At 69.5% G+C, this 22,589-nt stretch carries 18 protein-coding genes, 1 pseudogene and 1 riboswitch; of the genes and pseudogenes, 6 read left to right on the plus strand and 13 right to left on the minus strand.

What is annotated here, in order from left to right:
- Positions 1 to 19 precede the first annotated feature (19 nt).
- The 5 genes from ACZ7SW_RS28155 to ACZ7SW_RS28175 all read left to right on the plus strand — a co-directional run bounded on the left by ACZ7SW_RS28155 (position 20) and on the right by ACZ7SW_RS28175 (position 5,900).
- Positions 20 to 817: an ABC transporter ATP-binding protein gene (locus tag ACZ7SW_RS28155; protein WP_470233366.1), complete on the plus strand. Its 798-nt coding sequence runs from the start codon at positions 20 to 22 to the stop codon at positions 815 to 817.
- The gene (locus ACZ7SW_RS28160; RefSeq protein WP_470233367.1) at positions 777 to 1,598 is read left to right on the plus strand and encodes an ABC transporter permease; all 822 of its coding nucleotides are present in this window, start codon (positions 777 to 779) and stop codon (positions 1,596 to 1,598) included. The genes ACZ7SW_RS28155 and ACZ7SW_RS28160 overlap by 41 nt, the downstream gene beginning before the upstream one ends.
- Before the next feature lie 45 nt (positions 1,599 to 1,643).
- The gene (locus ACZ7SW_RS28165; RefSeq protein WP_470233368.1) at positions 1,644 to 3,773 is read left to right on the plus strand and encodes a transglycosylase domain-containing protein; all 2,130 of its coding nucleotides are present in this window, start codon (positions 1,644 to 1,646) and stop codon (positions 3,771 to 3,773) included.
- Between the two features lie 102 nt (positions 3,774 to 3,875).
- Positions 3,876 to 4,043: a hypothetical protein gene (locus tag ACZ7SW_RS28170; RefSeq protein WP_470233369.1), complete on the plus strand. Its 168-nt coding sequence runs from the start codon at positions 3,876 to 3,878 to the stop codon at positions 4,041 to 4,043.
- A 243-nt stretch (positions 4,044 to 4,286) separates the two neighbouring features.
- A complete protein-coding gene (locus ACZ7SW_RS28175) occupies positions 4,287 to 5,900 on the plus strand; it encodes an AMP-binding protein (RefSeq protein ID WP_470233395.1) in 1,614 nt (537 codons plus the stop codon).
- A 129-nt stretch (positions 5,901 to 6,029) separates the two neighbouring features.
- On the opposite strand, the gene ACZ7SW_RS28180 is transcribed toward ACZ7SW_RS28175, so the two are convergent.
- The 4 genes from ACZ7SW_RS28180 to ACZ7SW_RS28195 all read right to left on the minus strand — a co-directional run bounded on the left by ACZ7SW_RS28180 (position 6,030) and on the right by ACZ7SW_RS28195 (position 9,312).
- On the minus strand, positions 6,030 to 6,440 hold the full coding sequence (locus tag ACZ7SW_RS28180; protein WP_470233370.1) for an ATP-binding protein: 411 nt from the start codon (positions 6,438 to 6,440) through the stop codon (positions 6,030 to 6,032).
- Positions 6,441 to 6,442: 2 nt separating this feature from the next.
- Positions 6,443 to 6,817 carry an STAS domain-containing protein gene (locus ACZ7SW_RS28185; protein ID WP_470233371.1) on the minus strand — a complete coding sequence of 125 codons (375 nt, stop codon included), beginning with the start codon at positions 6,815 to 6,817 and terminating at the stop codon, positions 6,443 to 6,445.
- 339 nt (positions 6,818 to 7,156) lie between these two features.
- Positions 7,157 to 8,752, minus strand: coding sequence for an FMN-binding glutamate synthase family protein (locus tag ACZ7SW_RS28190; RefSeq protein ID WP_470233372.1), 1,596 nt, complete (start codon positions 8,750 to 8,752; stop codon positions 7,157 to 7,159).
- Between the two features lie 41 nt (positions 8,753 to 8,793).
- A complete protein-coding gene (locus ACZ7SW_RS28195) occupies positions 8,794 to 9,312 on the minus strand; it encodes a DUF6790 family protein (protein ID WP_470233373.1) in 519 nt (172 codons plus the stop codon).
- Between the two features lie 59 nt (positions 9,313 to 9,371).
- On the opposite strand from ACZ7SW_RS28195, the gene ACZ7SW_RS28200 reads away from it, so the two are divergent.
- Complete coding sequence (locus ACZ7SW_RS28200) at positions 9,372 to 9,785, plus strand: MarR family winged helix-turn-helix transcriptional regulator (protein ID WP_470233374.1); 414 nt, start codon at positions 9,372 to 9,374, stop codon at positions 9,783 to 9,785.
- Between the two features lie 110 nt (positions 9,786 to 9,895).
- Here the strand turns inward: ACZ7SW_RS28200 and metH are convergent, their stop codons facing one another.
- The 9 genes and pseudogenes from metH to ACZ7SW_RS28245 form a co-directional block, all read right to left on the minus strand.
- The gene (gene metH, locus ACZ7SW_RS28205) at positions 9,896 to 13,501 is read right to left on the minus strand and encodes a methionine synthase (RefSeq protein WP_470233375.1); all 3,606 of its coding nucleotides are present in this window, start codon (positions 13,499 to 13,501) and stop codon (positions 9,896 to 9,898) included.
- A gap of 17 nt (positions 13,502 to 13,518) precedes the next feature.
- Positions 13,519 to 13,595: riboswitch (S-adenosyl-L-homocysteine riboswitch) on the minus strand.
- Positions 13,596 to 13,639: 44 nt separating this feature from the next.
- Positions 13,640 to 14,242 (minus strand): maleylpyruvate isomerase N-terminal domain-containing protein, encoded by a 603-nt coding sequence (locus ACZ7SW_RS28210; protein ID WP_470233376.1) that lies wholly within the window; start codon positions 14,240 to 14,242, stop codon positions 13,640 to 13,642.
- A gap of 4 nt (positions 14,243 to 14,246) precedes the next feature.
- Positions 14,247 to 15,617: a carboxylesterase/lipase family protein gene (locus ACZ7SW_RS28215; RefSeq protein WP_470233377.1), complete on the minus strand. Its 1,371-nt coding sequence runs from the start codon at positions 15,615 to 15,617 to the stop codon at positions 14,247 to 14,249.
- Between the two features lie 203 nt (positions 15,618 to 15,820).
- Positions 15,821 to 16,630: pseudogene (locus ACZ7SW_RS28220) on the minus strand (lysylphosphatidylglycerol synthase domain-containing protein); the annotation flags it as partial.
- Positions 16,630 to 17,631, minus strand: a complete 1,002-nt coding sequence (locus tag ACZ7SW_RS28225; RefSeq protein WP_470233396.1) for a glycosyltransferase family 4 protein — start codon at positions 17,629 to 17,631, stop codon at positions 16,630 to 16,632. The pseudogene ACZ7SW_RS28220 and the gene ACZ7SW_RS28225, both read right to left, overlap by 1 nt.
- 53 nt (positions 17,632 to 17,684) lie before the next feature.
- Positions 17,685 to 18,524 carry an aldo/keto reductase gene (locus ACZ7SW_RS28230; protein ID WP_470233378.1) on the minus strand — a complete coding sequence of 280 codons (840 nt, stop codon included), beginning with the start codon at positions 18,522 to 18,524 and terminating at the stop codon, positions 17,685 to 17,687.
- 43 nt (positions 18,525 to 18,567) lie between these two features.
- Positions 18,568 to 18,903, minus strand: a complete 336-nt coding sequence (locus ACZ7SW_RS28235; RefSeq protein WP_470233379.1) for an STAS domain-containing protein — start codon at positions 18,901 to 18,903, stop codon at positions 18,568 to 18,570.
- 786 nt (positions 18,904 to 19,689) lie between these two features.
- Entirely contained in the window at positions 19,690 to 20,103 is a 414-nt protein-coding gene (locus tag ACZ7SW_RS28240) for an SsgA family sporulation/cell division regulator (RefSeq protein WP_470233380.1), read from the minus strand.
- Positions 20,104 to 21,182: 1,079 nt separating this feature from the next.
- Positions 21,183 to 22,589 (minus strand): L-fucose/L-arabinose isomerase family protein, encoded by a 1,407-nt coding sequence (locus ACZ7SW_RS28245; protein ID WP_470233381.1) that lies wholly within the window; start codon positions 22,587 to 22,589, stop codon positions 21,183 to 21,185.

Raw genomic sequence — 22,589 nt, forward strand, 5'->3', positions numbered from 1 at the left:
TCCCCAAGGAGGCGGCGGCATGAGCGAACCGGCAGTCCGCTGCACCGGCTTGCGGCACTCCTTCGGCGCCACCGTCGCGGTCGACGGCGTGGATCTCGCCATCGAGGCCGGCGAGGTCTTCGGCCTCCTCGGCCCGAACGGAGCCGGGAAAACCACCACGCTCCGGATGGTCACGACGCTTCTGCCCGTCTCCTCGGAGCGCATCAGCGTCTTCGGACTCGACGTCGCCCGCCGCCGGATGGCCGTCCGCCGGCTGATCGGCTATGTCCCGCAACAGCTTTCCGCCGACGGCGCGCTCACCGGCCGCGAGAACGTGTCGCTGTTCGCCCGGCTCTTCGACATGCCGAGGGCCCAGCGCGCCGCGCAAGTGCGCCAGGCGCTGGAACTGGTCGGGCTGGAGAACGACGCGGACCGCCCGGCCGGCCGCTACTCCGGCGGCATGATCCGCCGGCTGGAACTGGCGCAGGCACTGGTCAGCTCGCCCCGGCTGCTGATCCTCGACGAGCCGACCATCGGCCTCGACCCGGTGGCGCGCTCGGCGGTCTGGGAGCGGATCTCCGAGATCCGCGCCAAAACCGGGATGACCGTGCTCGTCACCACTCATTACCTGGACGAGGCCGAGCAGTACTGCGACCGCGTCGCGCTGATGCACACCGGGAAGATCCGCGCGCTCGGCACCCCGGCCGACCTCGAAGCCGGGCTCGGCCCGGAGTCCACTTTGGACGACGTCTTCCGGACCGTCACCGGGAACGCGCTCGACGCAGGAGGGATCCGCGATGTCCGTGCCGCTCGCCGCACCGCCCGCCGTCTCGGCTGACCCCGGCCCGCTGGGACAGCTGCGCGTGCTGTTCTCCCGGGTCGGCGCGATGTGCCTGGTGGAACTGCAAAAACTCCGCCGCGACCAGACCGAACTGCTCACCCGGGCGATCCAGCCCGCGCTGTGGCTGCTCATCTTCGGCGAAACGTTCACCCGGCTGCGCGCGATCCCGACCGGCCCGGTGCCCTACCTCGACTATCTCGCGCCCGGCATCCTCGCCCAGTCCGCGCTGTTCATCTCCATCTTCTACGGCATCCAGATCATCTGGGAACGCGACGCGGGCGTCCTCGCGAAGCTGCTCGTCACGCCCACGCCGCGCGCGGCGCTGGTGGCGGGCAAGGCGTTCGCCGCCGGGGTGCGCGCGCTCGTGCAGGCGTTCATCGTGGTGATTCTCGCCGCACTGCTCGGGGTCGGGCTGACCGCGAATCCGTTGCGGCTGCTGGGCGCCGCGGCGGCCGTTGTGCTCGGTTCGGCCTTTTTCTGCTGCCTTTCGATCGTTATCGCCGGTTTGGCGCTTTCGCGCGAACGGCTGATGGGAATCGGCCAGGCGATCACGATGCCGCTGTTTTTCGGGTCCAACGCGCTGTATCCGGTGAACCTGATGCCGTCCTGGCTCAAGGTGCTGAGCCACGCGAATCCGCTCAGCTATCAAGTCGACGCCTTGCGGGGGTTATTGATCGGCACCCCCGCGAACCTCGGAGCGGACTTCGGTGTCTTAGCGGGTGCGACCGCACTGGCGATCGCGGTCGCTTCGGCTCTGCTCGGAAGGCTGGCTCGATGAAACACCCTCGTCCGCACACCGGTTTCTCACCGGGACAGGCATAACGTGGGAACCGTGTCTCGTCGCAGGGGGATAGCCCCGTTTCTCGGATTGTGCGTGCTGGCCGGAATTCTCGTCGCGGGCACGCTGGCCCCGGTCGCGATCGGAGCCGGCGTGCTGTCCAACCAGATGAGCGATTCCGTCGACTCCATTTCCGCGGATCTCGTGCACGCGGAGCCGCCGCTCGTCACCACGGTCACCGACCGCGACGGCGGGACGATCGCGACTTTGTACGCGCAGTACCGCGTTCCGGTCACCCCGGCGCAGATCTCCCCGGCGATCAAAGCCGCGATCGTCGACATCGAAGACCGCCGGTTCTACAGCGAGGGCGGCGTCGACCCGCAGGGCATGCTGCGCGCCGCGGTGCACAACAGTTCCGGCGGGAATCTGCAGGGCGCGTCCACGCTCACGCAGCAGTACGTGAAGAACTACCTCGTGAACGTCGTGGACCGCGACAACAAGGCGGCGCAGCAACGGGACCAGGAGGATTCGCTGGCGCGCAAGCTGCGCGAGGCGAAGATGGCCGTGCAGCTGAGCCAGACCGTGTCGAAGGACGACATCCTGGCCGACTACCTGAACGTGGTCGAGTACACCGGCACGGTCTACGGCGTCGGAGCCGCCGCACAGGCGTATTTCGGGACGACAGCGGACAAACTGACCGTGCCGCAGGCGGCGTTGCTGGCCGGGATGGTGAACAACCCCAACGTCTACAACCCGTACACGCATCCGGACAAGGCGCTCCAACGGCGCAATCTGGTGATCGATTCGATGGTGTCCGCGCACTCGATCCCGGCGTCCTACGGGGCGACCGCGAAGGCGACTCCGCTGGGCCTCAGCGGTTCGCGGCCGCAAGCACCGTCGAGCACGTGCCTCGGCGCGGCCCCGGACGCCGGGTTCTTCTGCGCGTACGCGGTGCGCTACCTCGTGCAGTCCGGGCTCACCGCCGACCAGATCGACACCGGCGGGTACACCGTGAAGACCACAATGGACCCGCACGTGAGCCAGGTGACGAAGGACGCGGTGAACGCGAACGTGCCGACCACCCAGGACGGCGTCGCGAACACCTTCGCGATCGTGCAGCCCGGCAGCGACGGGCACCAGGTGCTCGCGATGGTCGCGAACCGCGACTACGGCACCGATCCCGGCCAGGGCGAGACGTCGACGAACATCGTCGCCGACGCGAGCAACAAGTTCGGCGCGGGCTCGTCGTTCAAGATCTTCACCTCGGCCGCGGCGATGGTCACCGGGAAAGCGGGCCTGAACACGCCGCTGCCGAACCCGTTCAGCGATTGTTTCAACCCGCCCGACATGAACCGGTACACGCACTGCTATCCGGTGAGCAACGACGGCACGAGCTATCCGAACCCGATCTCGCTGGCCACGGGACTGGCGACGTCGCCGAACGTCGCGTTCGTCGGCCTGGAGTCGCAAGTGGGCATGCCCGCCGTGCTGGACATGGCGCGGAAGCTGGGCCTGCGCAACACCATGGCGACCAACGACGCGGGCAGCAAGCCGATCACCGACCCGGCCGACGCGCGGTCGAAGAATCCGCAATACAACGAACCGCAGTCGCAGTATTTCCAGAACCTGCTGTCGTTCACCCTCGGCAACAGCCCGGTGAGCCCCTTGGAAATGGCGAACGTCTCGGCCACCCTGATGAGCGGCGGGATGTGGTGCCCGCCGAACCCGATCCTGTCCGTCACCGACCGCCACGGCCAGCCGGTTTCGCTGCATCAGCAGGCCTGCGAACAGGTGATCCCGCCCGGCGTCGCGAACACGCTGGAGGCGGGGCTGAGCCAGGACACCACCGTCGGCACGTCCGCCCGCGCGGCCCAGGCGGCCGGCTGGACCCACCCGGACATCGGCAAAACGGGAACCACGCAGGAAAGCGAGTCCGTCGCGTTCGTCGGCGGAGTCGACCACTACGCGGTGTCGTCCATGGTCTTCGCCGACGGCCCCCGCCCCCAGGAAATCTGCCCCGGCACCCCCGTCCACCTGGGCAACTGCGGCCACGGCGCCTTCGGCGGCACGGTCGCCGCACCGCCGTACTTCGCCGCGATGAACCAGCTCCTGGCCGGACAACCGGACGTCCCGATCCCTCCCCCGGATCCGGCTTATCTGGACGCCCACGCCTGAGCAGCCGCGTTCCGTGAGGGGAACCCTGATTCCCTCCGGGTTCCCTTCACGGACTTCTCGCGGAGCCTCGCATCGGCGCGGCTGATCGAGACCGTGCATCGCTTGCGGCGCAAGCCCATCGCCCTGCTCACCGCCGAGGACGTCCCCCTCCCGCTCGGCCAGGTCGTGCCGATCCGGGTGTCGCGGGCGCTGGCCAAGCAAGACCCGCTCCGCGAAGGCGACCTCCTCCGCCGAAGCATCGCCGAATTCCGCGAGCAGCTCCGCTCCTGACCTGCCAGGCCCAGACCGCCGCACCCGCATCAGCCGTGCGCAGCCTCTGGAGCAAGACTCGCCGATCGAACCCCTGCCCAGCGAAGTCCTCGCACCCCCCACCGTCCTGTTCGAACATCCCGCGTCCCGACTGCGCTCCGTGCCCCCGCGAGCGCAGTCCGATGTTGCGTCTTCCTGACGATCGTAAAACGTATTACAGTAGCTGGACGCGTGAATGGCCGTCGTCCGAATTGGGGGCACGTGGTGCAGCTCCAGCCGAGTGCGCATGTCGACACGTTCTGCCGGGACCACCTCCCGCCGTTCGAGCAGTGGCCGCGGTTGCGGTTCGACCTGCCCGAACTGCGGTACCCCGACCGGCTCAACGCGGCCACTCGCCTGCTCGACGACACGATCGCGCGCTGGGGAGCCGACCGTCCCGCGCTGCTGTCCCCCGCCGAATCCTGGTCCTACGGCGACCTTCTGACCCGCGCCAACCAGATCGCCCACGAACTCACCGCACAGGGCGTCGTGCCGGGGAACCGGGTGTTGCTGCGCGGACCGAACACCCCCTGGCTCGCCGCGTGCTGGCTCGGCGTCCTGAAAGCGGGCGCGGTCGCCGTCGCCACCATGCCGATGCTGCGCGCGCACGAACTGTCGAAAATCATCGAAGCCGGCACGCCCGTCATCGCCCTCTGCGACCACCGGTACCCCGAGGAACTGCAGTCCTTCGACCTCCCCCTCGTCCCCTACGGCGGCGACACTTCCGACGATCTGGCCGTCCGCTGCGCTGCCCGCCCCGAGACCTTCGAGGACGTCGACACCGCCGCGGACGACGTCGCTCTCCTCGCCTTCACCTCAGGCACCACAGGCCGCCCCAAGGCGACCATGCATTTCCACCGCGACCTGCTCGCCATCGCCGACACCTTCTCCCGGCACCTGGTCAAACCCCAGGAAACCGACCTGTTCTGCGGCACTCCCCCGCTAGCGTTCACCTTCGGCCTCGGCGGCCTGCTGGTCTTCCCGCTGCACGCCGGCGCCGCAACGCTGCTCATCGAACGCGCCACCCCGGCCGAGCTGGCGGACCTCGTCGCCGAACACCACGTGACCATCCTGTTCACCGCGCCCACCGCGTACCGGGCGATCCTGGCGTCCGACCGCCGCCCGCTGCTGTCCGGCTTGCGACGCGCGGTGTCGGCAGGCGAGGCCCTGCCAGAATCCGTCGCGACCGACTTCCACGAGGCGACCGGCCACTGGCTCATCGACGGCATCGGCAGCACCGAAATGCTGCACGTCTTCATCTCCGCCGCCGACGACGACGCCCGCCCAGGCGCCACCGGCCGCGCCGTCCCCGGCTACCGCGCACAGATCGTCGACGACGAAGGCCGCCCCGTCCCCGACGGCACCCCCGGCCGCCTCGCCGTCCAAGGCCCGACCGGCTGCCGCTACCTGGCCGACGACCGGCAGACCGTCTTCGTCGAGGACGGCTGGAACCTGACCGGCGACACCTACGTCCGCGACCCCGAGGGCTACTTCCACTACCGCGCCCGCAGCGACGACATGATCGTCTCGTCCGGCTACAACATCGCCGGCCCCGAGGTGGAAGAGGTGCTGCTGCGCCATCCGGACGTGCTGGAGTGCGCCGTGGTCGCCGCCCCCGACGACGCCCGCGGCTCGATCGTCGCCGCCTACGTGGTCCTCAACGACGGCGTCCTCGGCGACGACGCGAAGGTGAAGGAACTGCAGGACTTCGCGAAATCCCTTGCCGCACCGTACAAATACCCGCGGCGGGTCGAGTTCATCCGGGACCTGCCGCGCAATCCGAGCGGGAAAGTCCAGCGGTACCTGCTGCGCCGCCGCGCCGCCGAACCGGTGAGCTGATCTCGAGGCTGCCGCCGCGACGCGACCACCATGCCGCGCGCGCTGGCCGCCGCAACCGATCCAGCTGCCACCTCGCCATGCCGTCCGCGCTGGCCCGCTCTCTGACCGGATCCTCGACCGGACCGGCCCTCAGTCCAGCTGCCATCCCAAGGTGACCACCGTGCCGTCCGCGCTGGTCCGCACGTCCGAGCGGTCCGCGGTCGCCTGCACCAGCAGCAACCCGCGCCCGCGCACCGAAACCGGATCGTCCTCGACGTCGTCCGGCGGACGCCACGCCCCGTGGTCCGCGATCACGACCTCGACACTGTCCGGACGGCACACCGCGTCGAGATCCACCAGCCCGGGCTCGCCCGGATACGCGTGATCGGCGACGTTCGCCAGCGCCTCGTACCCGGCCAGCACGATGTCGTGCGCGCGGTCGTCCGGGATGCCCGACTCCAGCGCCCACGCCAGCAACCGGTGCCGCAACGCGCGCAACGCCCCCGGCTCCGCCACGATCCCGTGACAGCTCAGTGCGCGGGTGTCCTCCTGCACGTCCATGGTCAACCGCCCGCCCCGGCGACCCCGGCCAGCGCCTGGTCGACCGAGGGGAACAGCGAGATCCACTCGTCGAGTCCGGTGGTCGTGAACGGCCGCGAGGTGATCGAGGACGTGCTCACCACCCGCAACGCGCCCGCGTCGAGCCGGCGATGCGCGCCGGCCAGCACCTGCAACCCGGAGGAGCTGAGGAAGTCGACCGCGCGCAGGTCCACGACCAGCACGCCGGGCTCGCGCTCCAGCACCCCGCCCACGAACTCGCCGAGTTCCGGCGCGGTGACCAAGTCGATCTCGCCGCCCACGGTCACGACCGCGGCCGGTCCCCGCCAGCGGACGGAAACCTCGAGGTCGCCCGCGTCCTGCCCGTCTCCCGAAGCCATGATTGCCGATCGTGCCCGATCGGAGGACGGATCGCCAGTGGACCGCCGGTCGGCGGCAACGCGGGCCCCCGCCTGGCCGTGCGCCCGCTCGGCCATCAGCGGGTTCGGAAGCGGCCAGTCGCGGAGAGCGGCTCGTCAGTCCCGGGTGGTCGGGCTGGTTGCGGCGAACGGTGAGCCGGAACTGGTCGCACGCGCCGCCGCCTATCGGATACGGCCAGGCAGAGGTCCGTGAGGGGAACCCTGAGGGAATCAGATTCCGTCAGGGTTCCCCTCACGGACCGCGAACCTGTCTCGCCGCCGAATCAGCCGGCGGAGGTCAGCAGCACAACCAGCCCCCGCTCAAGCGAACCGGTCCGGATCAGCCGCGGCCCACTCCTCCGCCCACCCCTTCGGCGGCTCTCCCAGCAACTCCCCCGGCTTCAGCCAGTCGTACCACTCCGCGTACGACAGCACCGTCCGCGCATCAACCCGCCGACGCAACAACCGCGGCGACAGCTCCGCCGGATCCGAAACACCCATCGCCGCCATGATGCGCATCGCCGAAGCGACCGTCGCCTCCTGATAGCGCCGCACCCGCTCGGTCTTGTCCCCCACGTCCAGCGCCCGCCCCCGGCGCGGATCCTGCGTCGCGACCCCCACCGGGCACTTGTTCGTGTGGCACCGCTGCGACTGGATGCACCCCACCGCGAACATCATCGCCCGCGCGGCGTTCGTGTAGTCCGCGCCCTGGATCAGCCTCTTCACCACATCCGCCCCGGTAGCGACCTTTCCGCTCGCCCCGAGCCGGATCCGGTCCCGCAATCCGGTGCCGACCAGTGCATTGTGGACAGTGTGCAGGCCCTCGGTGAGCGGCGTGCCAAGGTGATCCGCGAACTCCAGCGGAGCGGCACCGGTACCGCCCTCCGCGCCATCGACCACAATGAAGTCCGGCGTAACCCCTTCAGCCAGCATCGCCTTGCACACCGCCAGCACCTGCACCCGCGAACCGACGCACAGCTTGAACCCGGTCGGCTTGCCATCCGCCAACTCGCGCATCCGGGCGATGAACAGCACGAGTTCACGCGGTGTCGAGAACACTCGATGATACGGCGGGGAAACCACAGTCTCCCCTTTAGGCACCTCGCGCACCCGGGCGATTTCCGCGTTCACCTTGCTGCCCGGAAGAACCCCGCCCATCCCGGGCTTCGCGCCTTGCGAAAGTTTGAGCGAAACGCATTTCACCGCGTCGTGGGCGGCTTTGCCGGCGAAGGTCGAGGGATCGAAATCTCCGTCGGAAGTCCGGCAGCTGAAGTAGCCGGTGCCGATTTCCCAGATCAGGTCGCCGCCGCCGCGCAGGTGGTACTCCGACAGGCCGCCCTCGCCGGTGTCGTGGGCGAAACCGCCCCGGGCGGCTCCCTGGTTCAGTGCGAGGATCGCGTTGCCGGACAAGGAACCGAAGCTCATCGCGGAAACATTCAGCAAAGCCATCTCGTACGGCCGGGTACAGTCCGGCCCGCCGACCCGGACTCGCGGAACGGTATCCGGAACCGGCACCGGCGCTAGTGACGGGACGAGGAATTCGTATCCCTCGGCGTACACGTCGCGCTCGGTGCCGAATGGTTCTTCCGCGGCAGTGCCTTTGGCGCGTTGGTAAACTATGGACCGGACATCGCGGTCGTACGGGCGGCCGTCGAAGTTGCGTTCCACAAAGTACTGCTGCAATTCCGGCCGGATGCTTTCGAGCAAGAACCGCAGATGCCCGAGCACCGGATAGTTCCGCAATACCGAATGCCGCCGCTGGGTCACGTCGTACACCCCGGTCGCCGCGAGCACCAGCAACGGCGCCGCCAGGAACCACCACCACCACGCCGACGCCGCGCTGAGCGCTACCGCACCGGCCGCGAGCACGACCAGCCCGGCGACCAGTCCGAATCGGACCACACTGAGTCTTGCCACGGCGTCGAAACTAAACCCAGCCGTCACGCCGCGCAGGTCGGTTAGACCAGCGCGGGCTGCTTGGCGGCGGCCAGTCGCTTCGAGCGCACAGCGAGGACGATCAGCACCGCCGGGAACAGCAGGTCGCAGACCAGGACGCCACCGGTGTTGCCCGGCGCGTGGTCGCCGTTGGCGAACCACTGGTACACGTGGCCGATCAGCGCACCCCACAGGAACATCCCGGCCCCGAGGCCGACGGTGATGCGCTCCCGAGGAGTGGCCGAGGACGAGGCGGCGCGGAAGCCCATCACCGCGAGCCCGAGGTTGGCGAACGCGATCTCGAACTGGAACGGCGAGCGGGCGAACCCGATCGCGTCGGCCATCACGCCCGGCGCGCCGAGGAAGGCGAAGACCATCCACAGGCTGCCGCAGCCGAGCGCGGCGACGGCCCACCACCGCTGCCAGGTTTCGAGCCTGGCCCGCGGCGAGGGGCTCTTCCGGGTGCGGACTAGCGCACCGACGACCGCGATCAGCGGCCAGATCAGGGGGAACAGAGTCTGAGCTGCGTAAGGGATCTCCATGCCGATGAGTGTTGCATAGTTAATATTAACTCGTCAACACTCATGGTAGGCTTGCTCCCGTGGACGACGGACTTGCCGAAGCGCTGCATCGAGTGGTGTTCCTGCTGGGCGAAGCCGCGCGGCAGCGCGCGGACGGCTCAGGCGGATTGACCTACAGCCAGCTGCGATTGCTGGGCACAGTGGAAGACATCGAACCCGCGACGCAGCATCAGCTCGCACAGGCGATGTCGGTCTCCGACCCGGCGATCAGCCGCGCGCTGCGCCCGCTGGAATCGGCTGGGCTCGTGCAGGTGCGCCAAGACCCCGAGCACGCGCGACGGCGGCTGGTCACCCTCACCGACGCGGGCCGGACAGCCTTCCACGACACCGGGAAACCGCTCCGGGACGAGTTCCGCGAGGCCTTGCTGAAGGCGGGTTTCCCGTACGAGCGGTACCTGCGCGACACCGAGCGGCTCGCCGAACTGCTGTCCTGAGCCGGCCTGGGGAACGGCCGCCCACGGAGATGCTGTGAGGGGAACCTTCAGGGACTCTGATTCCCTCAGGGTTCCCCTCACGGACTCGGTCCGGCACGCGAAACGGAGGCTCAGTAAGCCAGATTGGGCCGCAGCCACCGCTCCACTTCGGACAGTTCCTCGCCGCGCCGGACCGCGTAGTCCTCCATCTGGTCGCGCCCCAGCCGGCCGACCGTGAAGTACCGCGATTCCGGATGCGCGAAGATCAGCCCGCTCACCGCGGCGGCCGGGGTCATCGCGTAGGACTCGGTCAGCCCGATCCCCAGTTCCTCCGCGCCCAGGAGCTCGAACAGGTCCTTCTTCTCGCTGTGGTCCGGGCTCGCCGGATAACCGAGCGCGGGACGGATGCCGCGGAAGCGTTCCGCGTGCAGGTCCGCCAGGTCCGGCTGCACGTCCGGCTCGAACCAGCGGCGGCGGGCCTCCAGGTGCAGGTACTCGGCGAACGCCTCGGCCAGCCGGTCGGCCAAGGCCTTCACCATGATCGCCCGGTAGTCGTCGTGTTCGGCTTCGTACTTGGCGGCCAGGTCCTCCGCACCGTGGATACCGACGGCAAACCCGCCCAGATGGTCGCCAAAACCGGCGGGAGCGATGTAGTCGGCGAGGCACCGGTTCGCCCGGCCTTCCGGCTTCTGCGTCTGCTGGCGCAGCATCGGGAACTTCCAGTCCGAGTACTCGCCGTCGAGCAGGATGTCGTCGCCCTCGGAATGCGCGGGCCAGAACGCATACGCGCCGCGCGCGGTGAACGAGCCGTTCTCGATGATCTCGTCCAGCAGCTGGTTCGCGTCGTCGAACAGCTCGCGCGCGACCGGCTGGTCGAGGATCGCCGGGTACTTGCCCTTGAGTTCCCAGGCCAGGAACAGGAACTGCCAGTCGATCATCTCGCGCAGCTCGGGGATCGACGGCTCGGACACCCGCACCCCGGTGAACTCCGGCGTCGGGATCTCGTCGAACGACACCTTCTCGGCATTCGCCCGGGCCTGTTCGAGAGTCAGCATCGGCGTCGCGTGCCGGTTTTCGTGCTGGACGCGCAACCGCTGCTGTTCCGCGCGGTTGGCGGTGTCCAGCGCGTCGGCACGGTCAGTGTCCAGCAAGTCGGACACCACGCCGACCACCCGCGACGCGTCGAGCACGTGCACCGTGGTGTGGTCGTACGCTGGCGCGATCTTCACCGCGGTGTGCTGCTTCGACGTGGTCGCGCCGCCGATCAGCAGCGGCAGCTTCAGCCCGCGCCGCTGCATTTCCTGCGCCACCGACACCATTTCGTCCAGCGACGGCGTGATCAGCCCGGACAGCCCCACGACGTCCGCGTGCTCGGCCACCGCGGTGTCGAGGATCTTCGCGGCGGGCACCATCACGCCGAGGTCGATCACCTCGTAGTTGTTGCAGCCCAGCACGACGCCGACGATGTTCTTGCCGATGTCGTGCACGTCGCCCTTGACCGTGGCGAGCACGACCTTGCCCTGGCCGCGGGAAGTCGCGATGCGGCCCTCGGCCAGCATCTTGGCCTTCTCCGCCTCCATGTACGGCTCGAGGTAGGCCACCGAACGCTTCATCACCCGCGCGCTCTTCACGACCTGCGGCAGGAACATCTTCCCGGAGCCGAAGAGGTCGCCGACGATCTTCATGCCGTCCATCAGCGGGCCTTCGATCACCTCGAGCGGCCGGTCGAACGCCTGCCGGGCCTCCTCGGTGTCGTCCTCGATGAAGTCGACGATGCCGTGCACCAGCGCGTGCGAGAGCCGCGAGGCCACCGGCGCTTCCCGCCAGGACAGGTCGACGACGCGCTTGGTGCCGCTGCCCTTGACCGTCTCGGCGAACTCCACGAGCCGGTCGGTGGCGTCCTCGCGGCGGTCGAACAGGACGTCCTCGACCAGTTCCAGCAGGTCCTTCGGGATGTCCTCGTACACCGCGAGCTGGCCGGCGTTGACGATGCCCATGTCGAGCCCGGCGCGCACGGCGTGGAACAGGAACGCCGAGTGCATCGCCTCGCGCACGACGTTGTTGCCGCGGAAGGAGAACGACAGGTTCGAGATGCCGCCGGAGGTGTGCGCGCCCGGGCAGCGCTCCTTGATCAGCGGCAGCGCCTCGATGAACGCCTTCGCATACCCGTTGTGCTCGCTGATGCCGGTGGCGACGGCGAGCACGTTCGGGTCGAAAATGATGTCCTCGCCCGCGAAACCCGCCTGCTGGGTGAGCAGATCGTATGCGCGGGAACAGATTTCGACCTTGCGCTCGGCGGTGTCGGCCTGGCCCTTCTCGTCGAAGGCCATCACCACGACGCCGGCGCCGTAGTCGCGGATGCGCCGGGCCTGCTCCAGGAACGGGCCCTCGCCCTCCTTGAGGCTGATCGAGTTGACCACGCCCTTGCCCTGCACGCAGCGGAGCCCGGCCTCCAGCACGCTCCAGCGCGAACTGTCGACCATCACCGGGATGCGCGCGACCTCGGGCTCGGTGGCGATCAGGTTGAGGAACGTCGTCATCTCCTGCTCGGATTCGAGCAGGTCGGCGTCGAAGTTGACGTCGAGCAGGTTCGCGCCGCCGCGCACCTGCTCCAGCGCGACGTCCACCGCCGCCTGGTGGTCGCCCGCCTCGATGAGCCTGCGGAACTTCGCCGAACCGGTGACGTTGGTGCGCTCGCCGATCATCACGAACCCGGTGTCCGCGCCGATCTTGAACGGCTCGAGACCGGAGAACCGCGTGCTCGCCTCGTGCGCGGGCACCGGCCGCGGCGGAAGCCCCTTGACGGCCTCGGCGATCTTCGCGATGTGCGCGGGCGAGGTGCCGCAGCAGCCGCCGACGATGTTGACCATCCCGGCCCCGGCGAACTCGCCGAGCATGCCGCCGGTCTCCTCGGGCGTCTGGTCGTAGCCGCCGAACGCGTTGGGCAGGCCCGCGTTCGGGTGGCAGGCGGTGTAGGTGTCGGCGAGCTTCGCCAGTTCCTCCACGTGCGGCCGCATTTCCGCGGCGCCGAGCGAACAGTTGACGCCGACGACCATCGGGCGCGCGTGCGCGACGGAGGTCCAGAACGCCTCGACGGTCTGACCGGACAGGGTGCGCCCGGACAGGTCGACGATGGTCACCGAAATCCACAGCGGCAGGTGCGGCGCGACCTCGCGGGCCGCGGTGATGGCGGCCTTGCAGTTCAACGTGTCGAAGATCGTCTCGATCAGCAGCAGGTCGACGCCGCCGTCCGCGAGCGCCTTGATCTGCTCGGCGTAGGAGGCTTTGACGTCTTCGTAGGTGACCGCGCGGTAAGCCGGGTCCTCGACGCGCGGCGACAGCGACAGCGTGACGTTGAGCGGCCCGATCGACCCGGCCACGAACCGGCCGCCGAACTCGTCCGCGGCCTGGCGCGCGAGTTCGGCGGCGCGCAGGTTCATCTCGCGCACGCGGTCCTGCAGCCCGTAGTCCGCCTGGCCGATGCTGGTGGCGGTGAACGTGTTGGTGGTGGTGATGTCCGCGCCCGCGGCGAGGTACTGGCGATGCACGTCGAGCACGACGTCCGGCCGCGTGAGGTTCAGCAGGTCCGGGTCGCCGGTGACGTCCTTCTCGTGCCCTTCGAGCCAGTCCGCCCGGTAGTCCTCGGGGGCGAGGCCGGCGCCCTGCAGCATCGTGCCCCAGGCCCCGTCGAGCACGACGACGCGCTGGTCGAGCAGGTTCCGCAGGTTCTGGGTCATCGCCACCTCCGCATGAGTCCACGGAGGCGCCCTTGGATGGTGGTGCCGGCCGAGCGTGGCGGACCACCGGTCCGTTGCAGCGCCTCTCGACCTGGTGGTCAAGACTACCGGATGTGACCAGCCCGCGGGCAGGCGTGTTCACTCCTCGGGAATCGAGCGGTCCTCGAGCGGGCTGCCCCGCCACTTCCAGCCGGTCCGCCGGGGCCGTCCGGGCAGGTCGATCCGGCCAGCGCACCAGCGAAGCGCGTCCCAAGCGTCGAGAATCGGCTCCTGCTCAGGGAAAAGCCGCGCGACGACGCGGGCGCAGGTGTCGCGCGGCGGATCGATCGCGGCACCGAGGCCCTGGGCGATGTCGTCGCCGTGCAACAGCAGTTCCACGCAGCCCATCGCGGCGAAACCGGCCGGATCGGAGCTGCCGGTCGGGTGGTAGGCGCGTTCGTCCGGCTGGCCGGTCCGGACCGCGGCGGCGAGCAAACTGCCGCCGGCGAGGGCGAATTCGAGCAGTTCGGCCGGGGACGCGTCGGCGTCGGTCTTGGCGAGGAAGCGCACGTAATGGTCGGCCGGACGGCTCACGACTTGGGCGGCATAGGACAGCAGCGTGTCGCCGAGGTGCTCTGCGGTGTAACGGCAATCCCAGTCGAGATCGCCCGCCGGACGGGTCCAGTCGCCGCCGGTGACGGGCGTGAGGGCGGCGGAAACACAGGTGAGGGCTTCGTCGAGGTCTTCGGCGCGCACGGTCATGCGGTCAGCGTAGAGAAGCCCAGAAGCCGCAGTGGTGTTCTTTCGCGAAACCGGTCAGCGGCTGCGCGCCGCCCGGCCGGTACGCCACCGCCTGCCCGGTCGGACCGCCGCGGACGAAGGACGTCCAGTCGTCCGCCATCCGGTCGGCGAGCCGTTGCTGAGCCGGAGTGAAAGCTGTTGGCTGCTCGGCAAAATCGAAGAGGTACGGCAGTTCCGCGGTGTGCGTGGCCCCGAGCGGGAACGGTGCTCGCAGCGCGGCCGCGGCCGGTGAGGTCGGGTCGTTGAACTCGTAGGTCGACACCGATGGCAGCGAACTGGCCAGCTTCGCGGTCGGACAGGCGAACGCCCAGTCGGTGACCGCCGCCGCGTACGCGAGGGAAGCGTTGCCGCTGAACGCATCCACCGGGTATTCGCGAGCGACCGCGGCCGCGTTGGGGAACACGGCGGCAAGCGCTTGCGGATAGCCGTGCCGCGTGACTTCGCGACCGGCCGCCGCCTGCTCGGCGAGGAAATACGTGAACTCGTCGTGGGTCGTGCCCAGCATCACCGGCACCGGAGTCGCCGGAACCTTGGCGGGCAGCACCGAACCGCCGGTGACCGGTCCGGGCATCTCGATGCCCGCGATCGAGCCGTACGCCGGCGCGGCCAGGAGTTTCCCGACCGGCAACGCGCGCAGGCATTCCGCGGCGGTCCGGCGGTCAGCGCACCCGCGCGCGGCGGCGTACTCGACGCTCTTGTGTTCGGCGGCGGGCAGCGTCGCCTGCGCCTGGCACGGTCCACTTTGGATGATCGCGGCCCGGAACAGCCCGCGCGAACCAGGGGCGACCAGGTGGTCGCACACCGACATCCCGCCCGCGGACTCCCCCGCGATCGTCACCTGGTTCGGGTCGCCGCCGAAGGATTCGATGTTGTCGCGCACCCACAGCAGCGCCTGCTGCTGGTCGAGGAAGCCGTAGTTGCCCGGTTCCGCGCCCAGCGACGGATCGGCCAGGAAGCCGAGCGCGCCGAGCCGGTAATTGAGCGTGACCACCACCGCGTCGCCGCGGTCGACGAGCCGGGCGGCGCCGTAGCGGTCGCCGCCTCCGCCGAGGAACGCGCCGCCGTGCAGCCACACCAGGACCGGCCGCCCGGTCTGCTCGGACGGCGGGGTCCAGACGTTCAGATAGAGGCAGTCCTCGCTGGTCAGGGCTCCGGCGGCGGCCTGCGGACAGCGGGGCCCTGGTTTCGTGGCGTCGCGCTCCCCCGTCCAGGGCTCGACCGGGGCGGGCGGCTGCCAGCGCCGCTCTCCGACGGGTGCGGCCGCGTACGGGATGCCTTGGAAGAGCCGGTGATCGGGCGCGACACTGCCGCGGACGGCGCCGGCGGAGGTGTGCACGACGTCGCCTGCCCGGCTGATCGCCGCGTCCGAAGCCGCGCAGGCCGAGGCCGCCAGAACGGGGACGACGGCCAGCGCCGCGAACCACCGTCGCCGAATCGCCCGAAAAGCCGCTGCCACTGGCCGGACGATACCGGCCGGGCGTCCGGGCCCGGCCGCCGGATCATCCGGCGGAGCGCCAGAACCACCCCGCCGGGCAGCGTCGAGACCAGACCGAGCACGCCGTAGCCGACGGCGACCGTCACGCCCTGCTCGGCGCCCAGCCCGGCGGCGGCGAACGAAACCGCCGCGGCGCCCTCGCGCGGGCCGAACCCGCCGACGTTGAGCGGCATCCCCATCGCCAGCAACGCGAGGACCAGCAGCGGCAGCAGGACGCTCAGCGGCGCGGTCGCCCCTGCCGCCCGGGCGGCGACCACGAACAACGTCAGATGCCCGGCCACCGCCAGCACAGACCAGCCGGTGACGCCGGGCCACGCTCCGAGCACGCCGGTCCGGAGGTCGGCCGCCCAGACCTGCCGGATCCGTCGCCGCATCGCCACTGCCGCCACGACCAGCGCCGCGGCCACGATCCCCAGGCAGATCAGCACCTGCCGCGGCAGCAGCTCCGGGCGGAAGACCACGACGGCCAGTCCGGCGGCCACCACGACGGTTTGCCCGGCGACGCGTTCGAGCACGACCGCCCGGACGCCGCGACCGACGTCGCCAGAGCGTCGTCCGTGCTGAACCGCGCGGTGGACGTCGCCGAGGACGCCGGCGGGCAGGACGCCGTTGAGGAATTGCGCGCCGTAGTAGTCGCCGACGGCTTCGCGGAACGGCAGGCGCAGCCCTAGCCGGGACGCGACCAGCTGCCAGCGAGCGGCACACGCCAGCGTCGTCACGGCCCCGATGACCAGGGCGATCGCGATCGGCCCCGGGCCAAGTGCGCGCAGGCCACCGGCGAACGCCCCGGTCCCCAGCCGCCACCACAGCGCAGCGATGAGCGCGGCCCCGGCCAGCAGTCGCAGCCACCGCATCAACGCACCGCCAAGATTCCGCTCAACCGGGCCGCCGCGGCGGCCCACCCCTCCAGTGTGCGCGCTCGCGCGGCGGCCGCAGCACGGAGTCGTTTCCGCAGGTCAGGATCATCTCGCCAGCTTCGGAGCGCTGCCGCGAGGGCTGTCGGGTCGCCGGGCGGGACGAGGAGGCCGGGTCGCTCGCCGTCCGGGGTGCGGCCGAGTGCGTCCGGGATGCCGCCGACGTCCGAGGCGAGCACCGGGATTCCGCGGGCGAGCGCCTCCGTGACGACCATGCCGTACGTCTCGGCGTGTGAGGGCAGGACCAGCAGGTCGGCCCGGGCGTAGGCGGCTTCGAGAGCTGATCCTTCGAGCGGGCCGGTGAAGCGGGCACGGGGGTGGCTCAAGGTGTTGGCGTAGGCCGGGTTTCGGGTGCGCGAGCCGACGAGGTCCACTTGCAGATCGTCCACTTCGGACAGTGCTTTCAGGAGGATGTCCTGGCCCTTGCGAGGGGTCACCGCCGCGACACAGATCAGCTGGGATACCCCGTCGGTCCCCGTCGCTCGCGGTGCCGGATCGGTCCCTGGCGGTGCGATGTGGACGGTAGCGAGCCCGTGGCGTTTCTCGACGGCACGGGCGGCGGCGGCGCTGGTGACGATGACCTGGTTCGCGAGCCGGAGGGTCTTCCGTTCGCGGGCGTCGAGGTCGGCCGCGCGGTGCGGGCTGTCGTCCGCCAACGGCAGGTGCACGAGGACCGCCAGGTCGAGCCGGTCCGCATGCGGGGCGAGGACGTCCGGCACTCCGCAGGCGACCAGGCCGTCGAGCAGCACTTTCGCTCCGTCGGGAACCTCGGCGAGGGCTTGGTCCAGGTGACGCCTCGCGTCCTCCCCGGGGTCCGGCCAGGTCCCTTCGACCGGCCGCAGCCGGACCGGCAGGTGCTCGGCCACGCGGCGGTCGTAGGTGTTGCCGCCGCTGGGCACGCTGCGGTCGTCGATGTCGCCGGGCACCACGAAACAGGACAGTCGCACGCTGCCTCCTTCCCTGCCGGAGACAACGTGCGACCGGGCGATCTGGTTCAGCCTTCGAACGTATCCGGGTCGAAGCCCGTGCGACGGCCTTCGTCGAGACCGCTGAGGACGTCGAGGTCGCTGTCGCTGAGGGAAAAGTCGAAGATGTCGATGTTCTCCCGCATCCGCTTCGGCGACGACGACTTCGGGAACACGACGTTGCCGAGCTGCACGTGCCAGCGCAGCACGATCTGAGCGGGCGTCTTGCCGTGCTTCCCGGCGAGTTCGGCCAGCAGCGGGTCTTCGAGCACCTCGCCCTGGGCGAGCGGGCTCCACGCCTCGGTCACGATGCCGTGCGCCTCGTGGTAGGCGCGCAGTTCCGGTTGCTGCAGCGCGGGATGCAGCTCGACCTGGTTCACCGCGGGCACTGTCGCCGACTCGGCCGCCAGCCGTTCCAGGTGCGGGATCTGGAAGTTGGACACCCCGATCGCGCGGGTCTTGCCCGCGCGCTGCAGTTCCTCGAAACCGTGCCAGGTGGCCACGTACTTGTCCTGGTGCGGAAGCGGCCAGTGGATCAGGTAGAGGTCGACGTAGTCCAGTTCGAGCCGTCGCAGGCTGCCCTCCATCGCGTTGATCGCGTTGTCGTGGCCCTGCGCGTCGTTCGCCAGCTTCGTGGTGACGAAGATTTCTTCCCGCGGCACCCCGGAATCGCGGATGCCCGCGCCGACGCCTTCTTCGTTGCGGTACATCTGCGCGGTGTCGAGGTGCCGGTACCCCGCTTCCAGCGCTTCGCGCACCGCCGCGGCCGTTTCCTCCGGCGGGATCTGGAAGACGCCCAGGCCGAACTGCGGAATCCGGACGCCGTTGTTGAGTTCGAGCTGCGGAACGCGGTTCGTCTCGATCGTCATATCGGCGGCCTACCCGTGCCCGGCGGCGGTGAAACTCGCTCGATCAGGCAGCGACAGTCTCGCGGACACAAAGGATTTCGTCCGCGCCGGTCACCGCGAGACACCGCCGGACCGAGTGCGCCGGCCCAGGCACGACCGCGAACAGGGGCATCCGGTCGTGCGCGTCGAGCAGGGCACGGACGCCGGCGCAGCTCAGGAACGCGACGCCGGACAGATCGACGACCACCGGCCCGGTCAACGGCGCGACCGCCGCTTCGAAAACGTGCGCGGTAGCCGCGTCGAGGTCTCCGACCAGGGCGAGGTGGATCGCATCCGCTTTCCTGGCCGCGCGGACAGTCAATTCGACCGGCGCGGTGACGCCGGGAAAATGGGGAGTCATGGGTTTGCGCTCCTTTCGCAGAGATCTGCTGGGGGCGCTGACCGCAGTACGGTTCTGGACAACAGCCAACCCTTGCGACCGTACGCGTTCTGCCCGTGCGGTCAACCCAGGTGACAAGGAGGTTCACTCCCGCGGCGGCTGAGTCCGCCTGTTCGGGGGGACGCCTGGCCGATCGGGTGATCGCCGGTTGCGCAGCGGTTGAGCCCGGTTGGCGGGCTGGGCGGCGGGTTTGCCGGGTTGTGTTGCGGGTGCGGGGATTCGTTTGGTGGCTGTTCACTCGCGGGGCACCTTGGCCGGGTGATGCCTCGGGGAGAGGTTGAGCGCACGATCATTAGGGCGCGCTGGGGTACTGCGGACGATCAGGTTGGCCCGGCGGCTTTCTCCGGAGTCTGCTCGCCCATCGATTCGCTCGGTGATCGAGCTTCGCGGCTGCGGCCGTTCACTGGTGCAGCAAGCAAACTGGCTGGGCCCGCGCGGCATGTTCAGCGCGGGCGCGTCTGGCAGCTGAAACGACTTGGCGCGACAGGAACTCGCGCCCCTGATTCGCACGGCGGCCGAGCCGAACTGCGCACCAGCGACAGTTCGCCCTCGCGGCAACTGCCTCTTCCGGCGTGGGTCGAGTTCGCTCGCGTAGTGGCGACATTCTGCAGCCATCGATTCGCACCGCGATCGAGCCGCACGTCACTGCCGATCAGTCTGGCGGCGGGTCAGTCCGCTTGCTCAAGAACTGCCCGCCCACTCGGCGACTTACCCACTCGCACTGCGGCTGATGTCCACTGTGGACTGTCAGTCGCGAAGGGCGAGCTTCGCCAGTTCCTCGTCGAAGTCGAAGCAGCGGTCCTCGAAGCCGACCGGGACCTCGTCGTAGGTGCGGTCGAGGAAGTCGGCGAGTTCGTTCGCCGCCGCCTCCAGCACCGCGGAACCGTCGGGCGCGTTCAGTTCGACGAGCACACGGCTGTCGTCGGCGGCCGGACGCACCTGGACGTCCCCGTCGCCCGCCGGGGCGAGCAGGCCGTCGGCGAGAAGGTCGCGGCCGAACAGCCAGCGCACGACGCCGCCGCCGGCGTGGTAGCCGACCGACACCGCGAACGGATCCGACGGGTCGTACTCCAAATCGGCGCGCACCGGCAGCGGGACGGACCCGAACGTCCGCAACCCGAAGATGATCGTCGCGCGGACGACCTGCGGTTCGGTTTCCACGACGGCGCCTCCTTCGTTACCCGGTCGCGAACCTGTCCGGACCGAAGTGAATGTTTCTCAATAAGTAACGCGCCGTAAGAGCCTAAGCTGCCCGACCGAGCAGATTTCACCCCAACGGTGGAGATCTACGTCTCAGTTGGCTACGCAAGGGCAGCATTGACAGCAGGATCGGGCAGCGCACACCTCAGCACCCCAGCAGGGTGCGAACGCTTTCGACCTGCGAAAACGGATCCCCACGATCGTGGGACCGGACGGGTCAGGTCAGGCGGAGGCGGCTTGCTCGCCGCGAAAACGACGATGAAGACCGGGCGGGCGGAATCGGTTCAAAGCCGAGCGACGAATCGGTTGGCGACAGCCTCCGAAATTCAACGCGGGTTCAGCGCGCCGTCGCCACGCCGACAAGGCGAGCCACTTCGAGTGCGAGATACCCGAGCACCAGCGCCGTAGTGGCCGCCTTGGTCGACGAGTGTTCGCCCGTGCCGCGAAGCTAGCCATCCGGAGCGGGACCGATCCCCGGCAGAACTCCGCACCCAGCCGGGGGGGGCCGGAACGCCAAGGGGGCGACCGGTCGCAGCCCCCTGACCGGCCGGGCAGGCAGTGCTGGAGGCAGGGAACCAAGCCACGGCCCGCATCACTCCACCCCGCCGTGCGCCCAGCCGGAGCAGGGTCGCCGCAGGTTGCGGGAACCCAAACCGCGCACCCGCATCGCTGCAATCCAACGCACCACCAGCCGGGGAACAGGAATCCTTGAAGCCACGGGAGTTCGGTCGCTCGCCTGGGCATTAACCCGGCCAGCCGGGCAGGCTCAGAGTGCCGGGAGCAGAGGGAACCCACTCGCCGTCCGCATCACTCCACCCCACCGCGCGCCCAGCCCGGGCAAAGCCGCTGCAGGTTGCGGGAACCCAAACCGCCCACCGGCATCACTCCCCCGCCGCGCGACCATCCAGGGCAGAGCCACTCGAAATTGCGGGAACCCAAACCACCCACCCACATCACTCACCTCGCCGCCCCACCAGCCACGGCGAAGCAGGAATCCGACCCACCGCCCAAACCCGGCGACCCGCCCCCCACTCAACCGGTCAGCGGCTCCACTCCTCCACCCGCACCCCCATCAACCCGGCCGCCGCGCGTAGTTCCTTTCGCCGGTCTCCTGGCACCGCGTGCACGTGGTTCGCCCCGAAGCTCGACAGAAACGTCTCCGCCGCCACGTCCAGGCGCGCGAACGCATGCGGCCACTCCGGCGTCGACCGTGACACCAGTTCCTCCGTCGTCCGCTCGTCGTAGTTCTCGAATTCCCCCAGCATCAGCTGCATCCGGTATTCCCCGTCCAACCGGCTCAACCGCGCCAAGGTCATCCGTCCGGGGGCGGCGATGTGCTGAACCGAGGCCCCGCCCGCGGGGAAAAAGAAAACCTCCGGATAAAGGTGCACCTTCGCCAGGTTCTCCGCCGGATCCTCGCTCCGCGCGGCGAACCAGGTCGCGTGCTGGCCGGAGTTGCACAAATCCCATACGTCCCGATCCGGGTGGTAATGCCGGACATCGGCGAACAGCACCGGCGTCCCGGTGATCCGGTGCATCAGCTGCATGGTCAGCGCACCGTCCATGTCCGCCTCGGTGGCGGTGACGTGCACCGCCTTGGGACCGTTCCAATCGTAAGGATCGTTGAGCAGCGCCTCGGCGACATCAGCCGTCGCGAAATGTTCCGTCAGCTCCGGTTGTGCCTTGATACCAGAGAAATCCAGGTGCCGTTCCGCCGCGACATCGCGTACGGCCAGGTACAGGCGCAGTTGCCGTTCCAATAATTCCGGGGTGAGACGATCTCCATCATAGTGCACGGTGGCGTGTTGTTCCAGCCATTTCCGCCCGGCCTCGACTTCAGAAGAAGTGCCGGATTCCGCGCGGCGAACCAGTTCGTACTGGTCGATTTCCTCGACGTCCACACCGAATTGCCGCATCCACTGATCGGTATTCGCCACGGCCGTATTCATCCCCATCGGCCGCCCGCCGAAACGGCCGAAGGTCGAACCGCGCAGCGAACCGACGGCCGCCGCGGCGCTCGCGTGTGCGCTGACTTCGGCGATCAACCCGGGGTCGGCAGGCGCGCCCCACAAGCGGGTGTGCGCGCGGCCGATCTGGTCGAGTGCGCCCCCGGCGGCGAGCATGCCGACCAAGCCCGGCTCGGTCGGGTCGGTGCTCGCGACGAGCAGCAACGGACCCGGTGTCGCGTCCGCAGCCAGCATCGTGAAGTGCGGGAACGCCCACACCGCGTAGTACAGCACCGTCACGTCCACCGAACTCGCGGCGACCGATCGCGCGGCCGCGGTCGCGGTGGTGTTCGTGGCGACCAGTCCCCCGGTGACGACGTCGTGGCCCGCCGCGGTCAGGGCCGCGGTGAAGTCGTCCACTTTGGACCGGATGAAGCCGGTGTTCCGCCGGTGCACGTGGTCACGCCCGTCGGATACGGCAAGGACACCGATTCGCGCCAT

It is taken from the genome of Amycolatopsis sp. NPDC114484, from assembly GCF_055633755.1.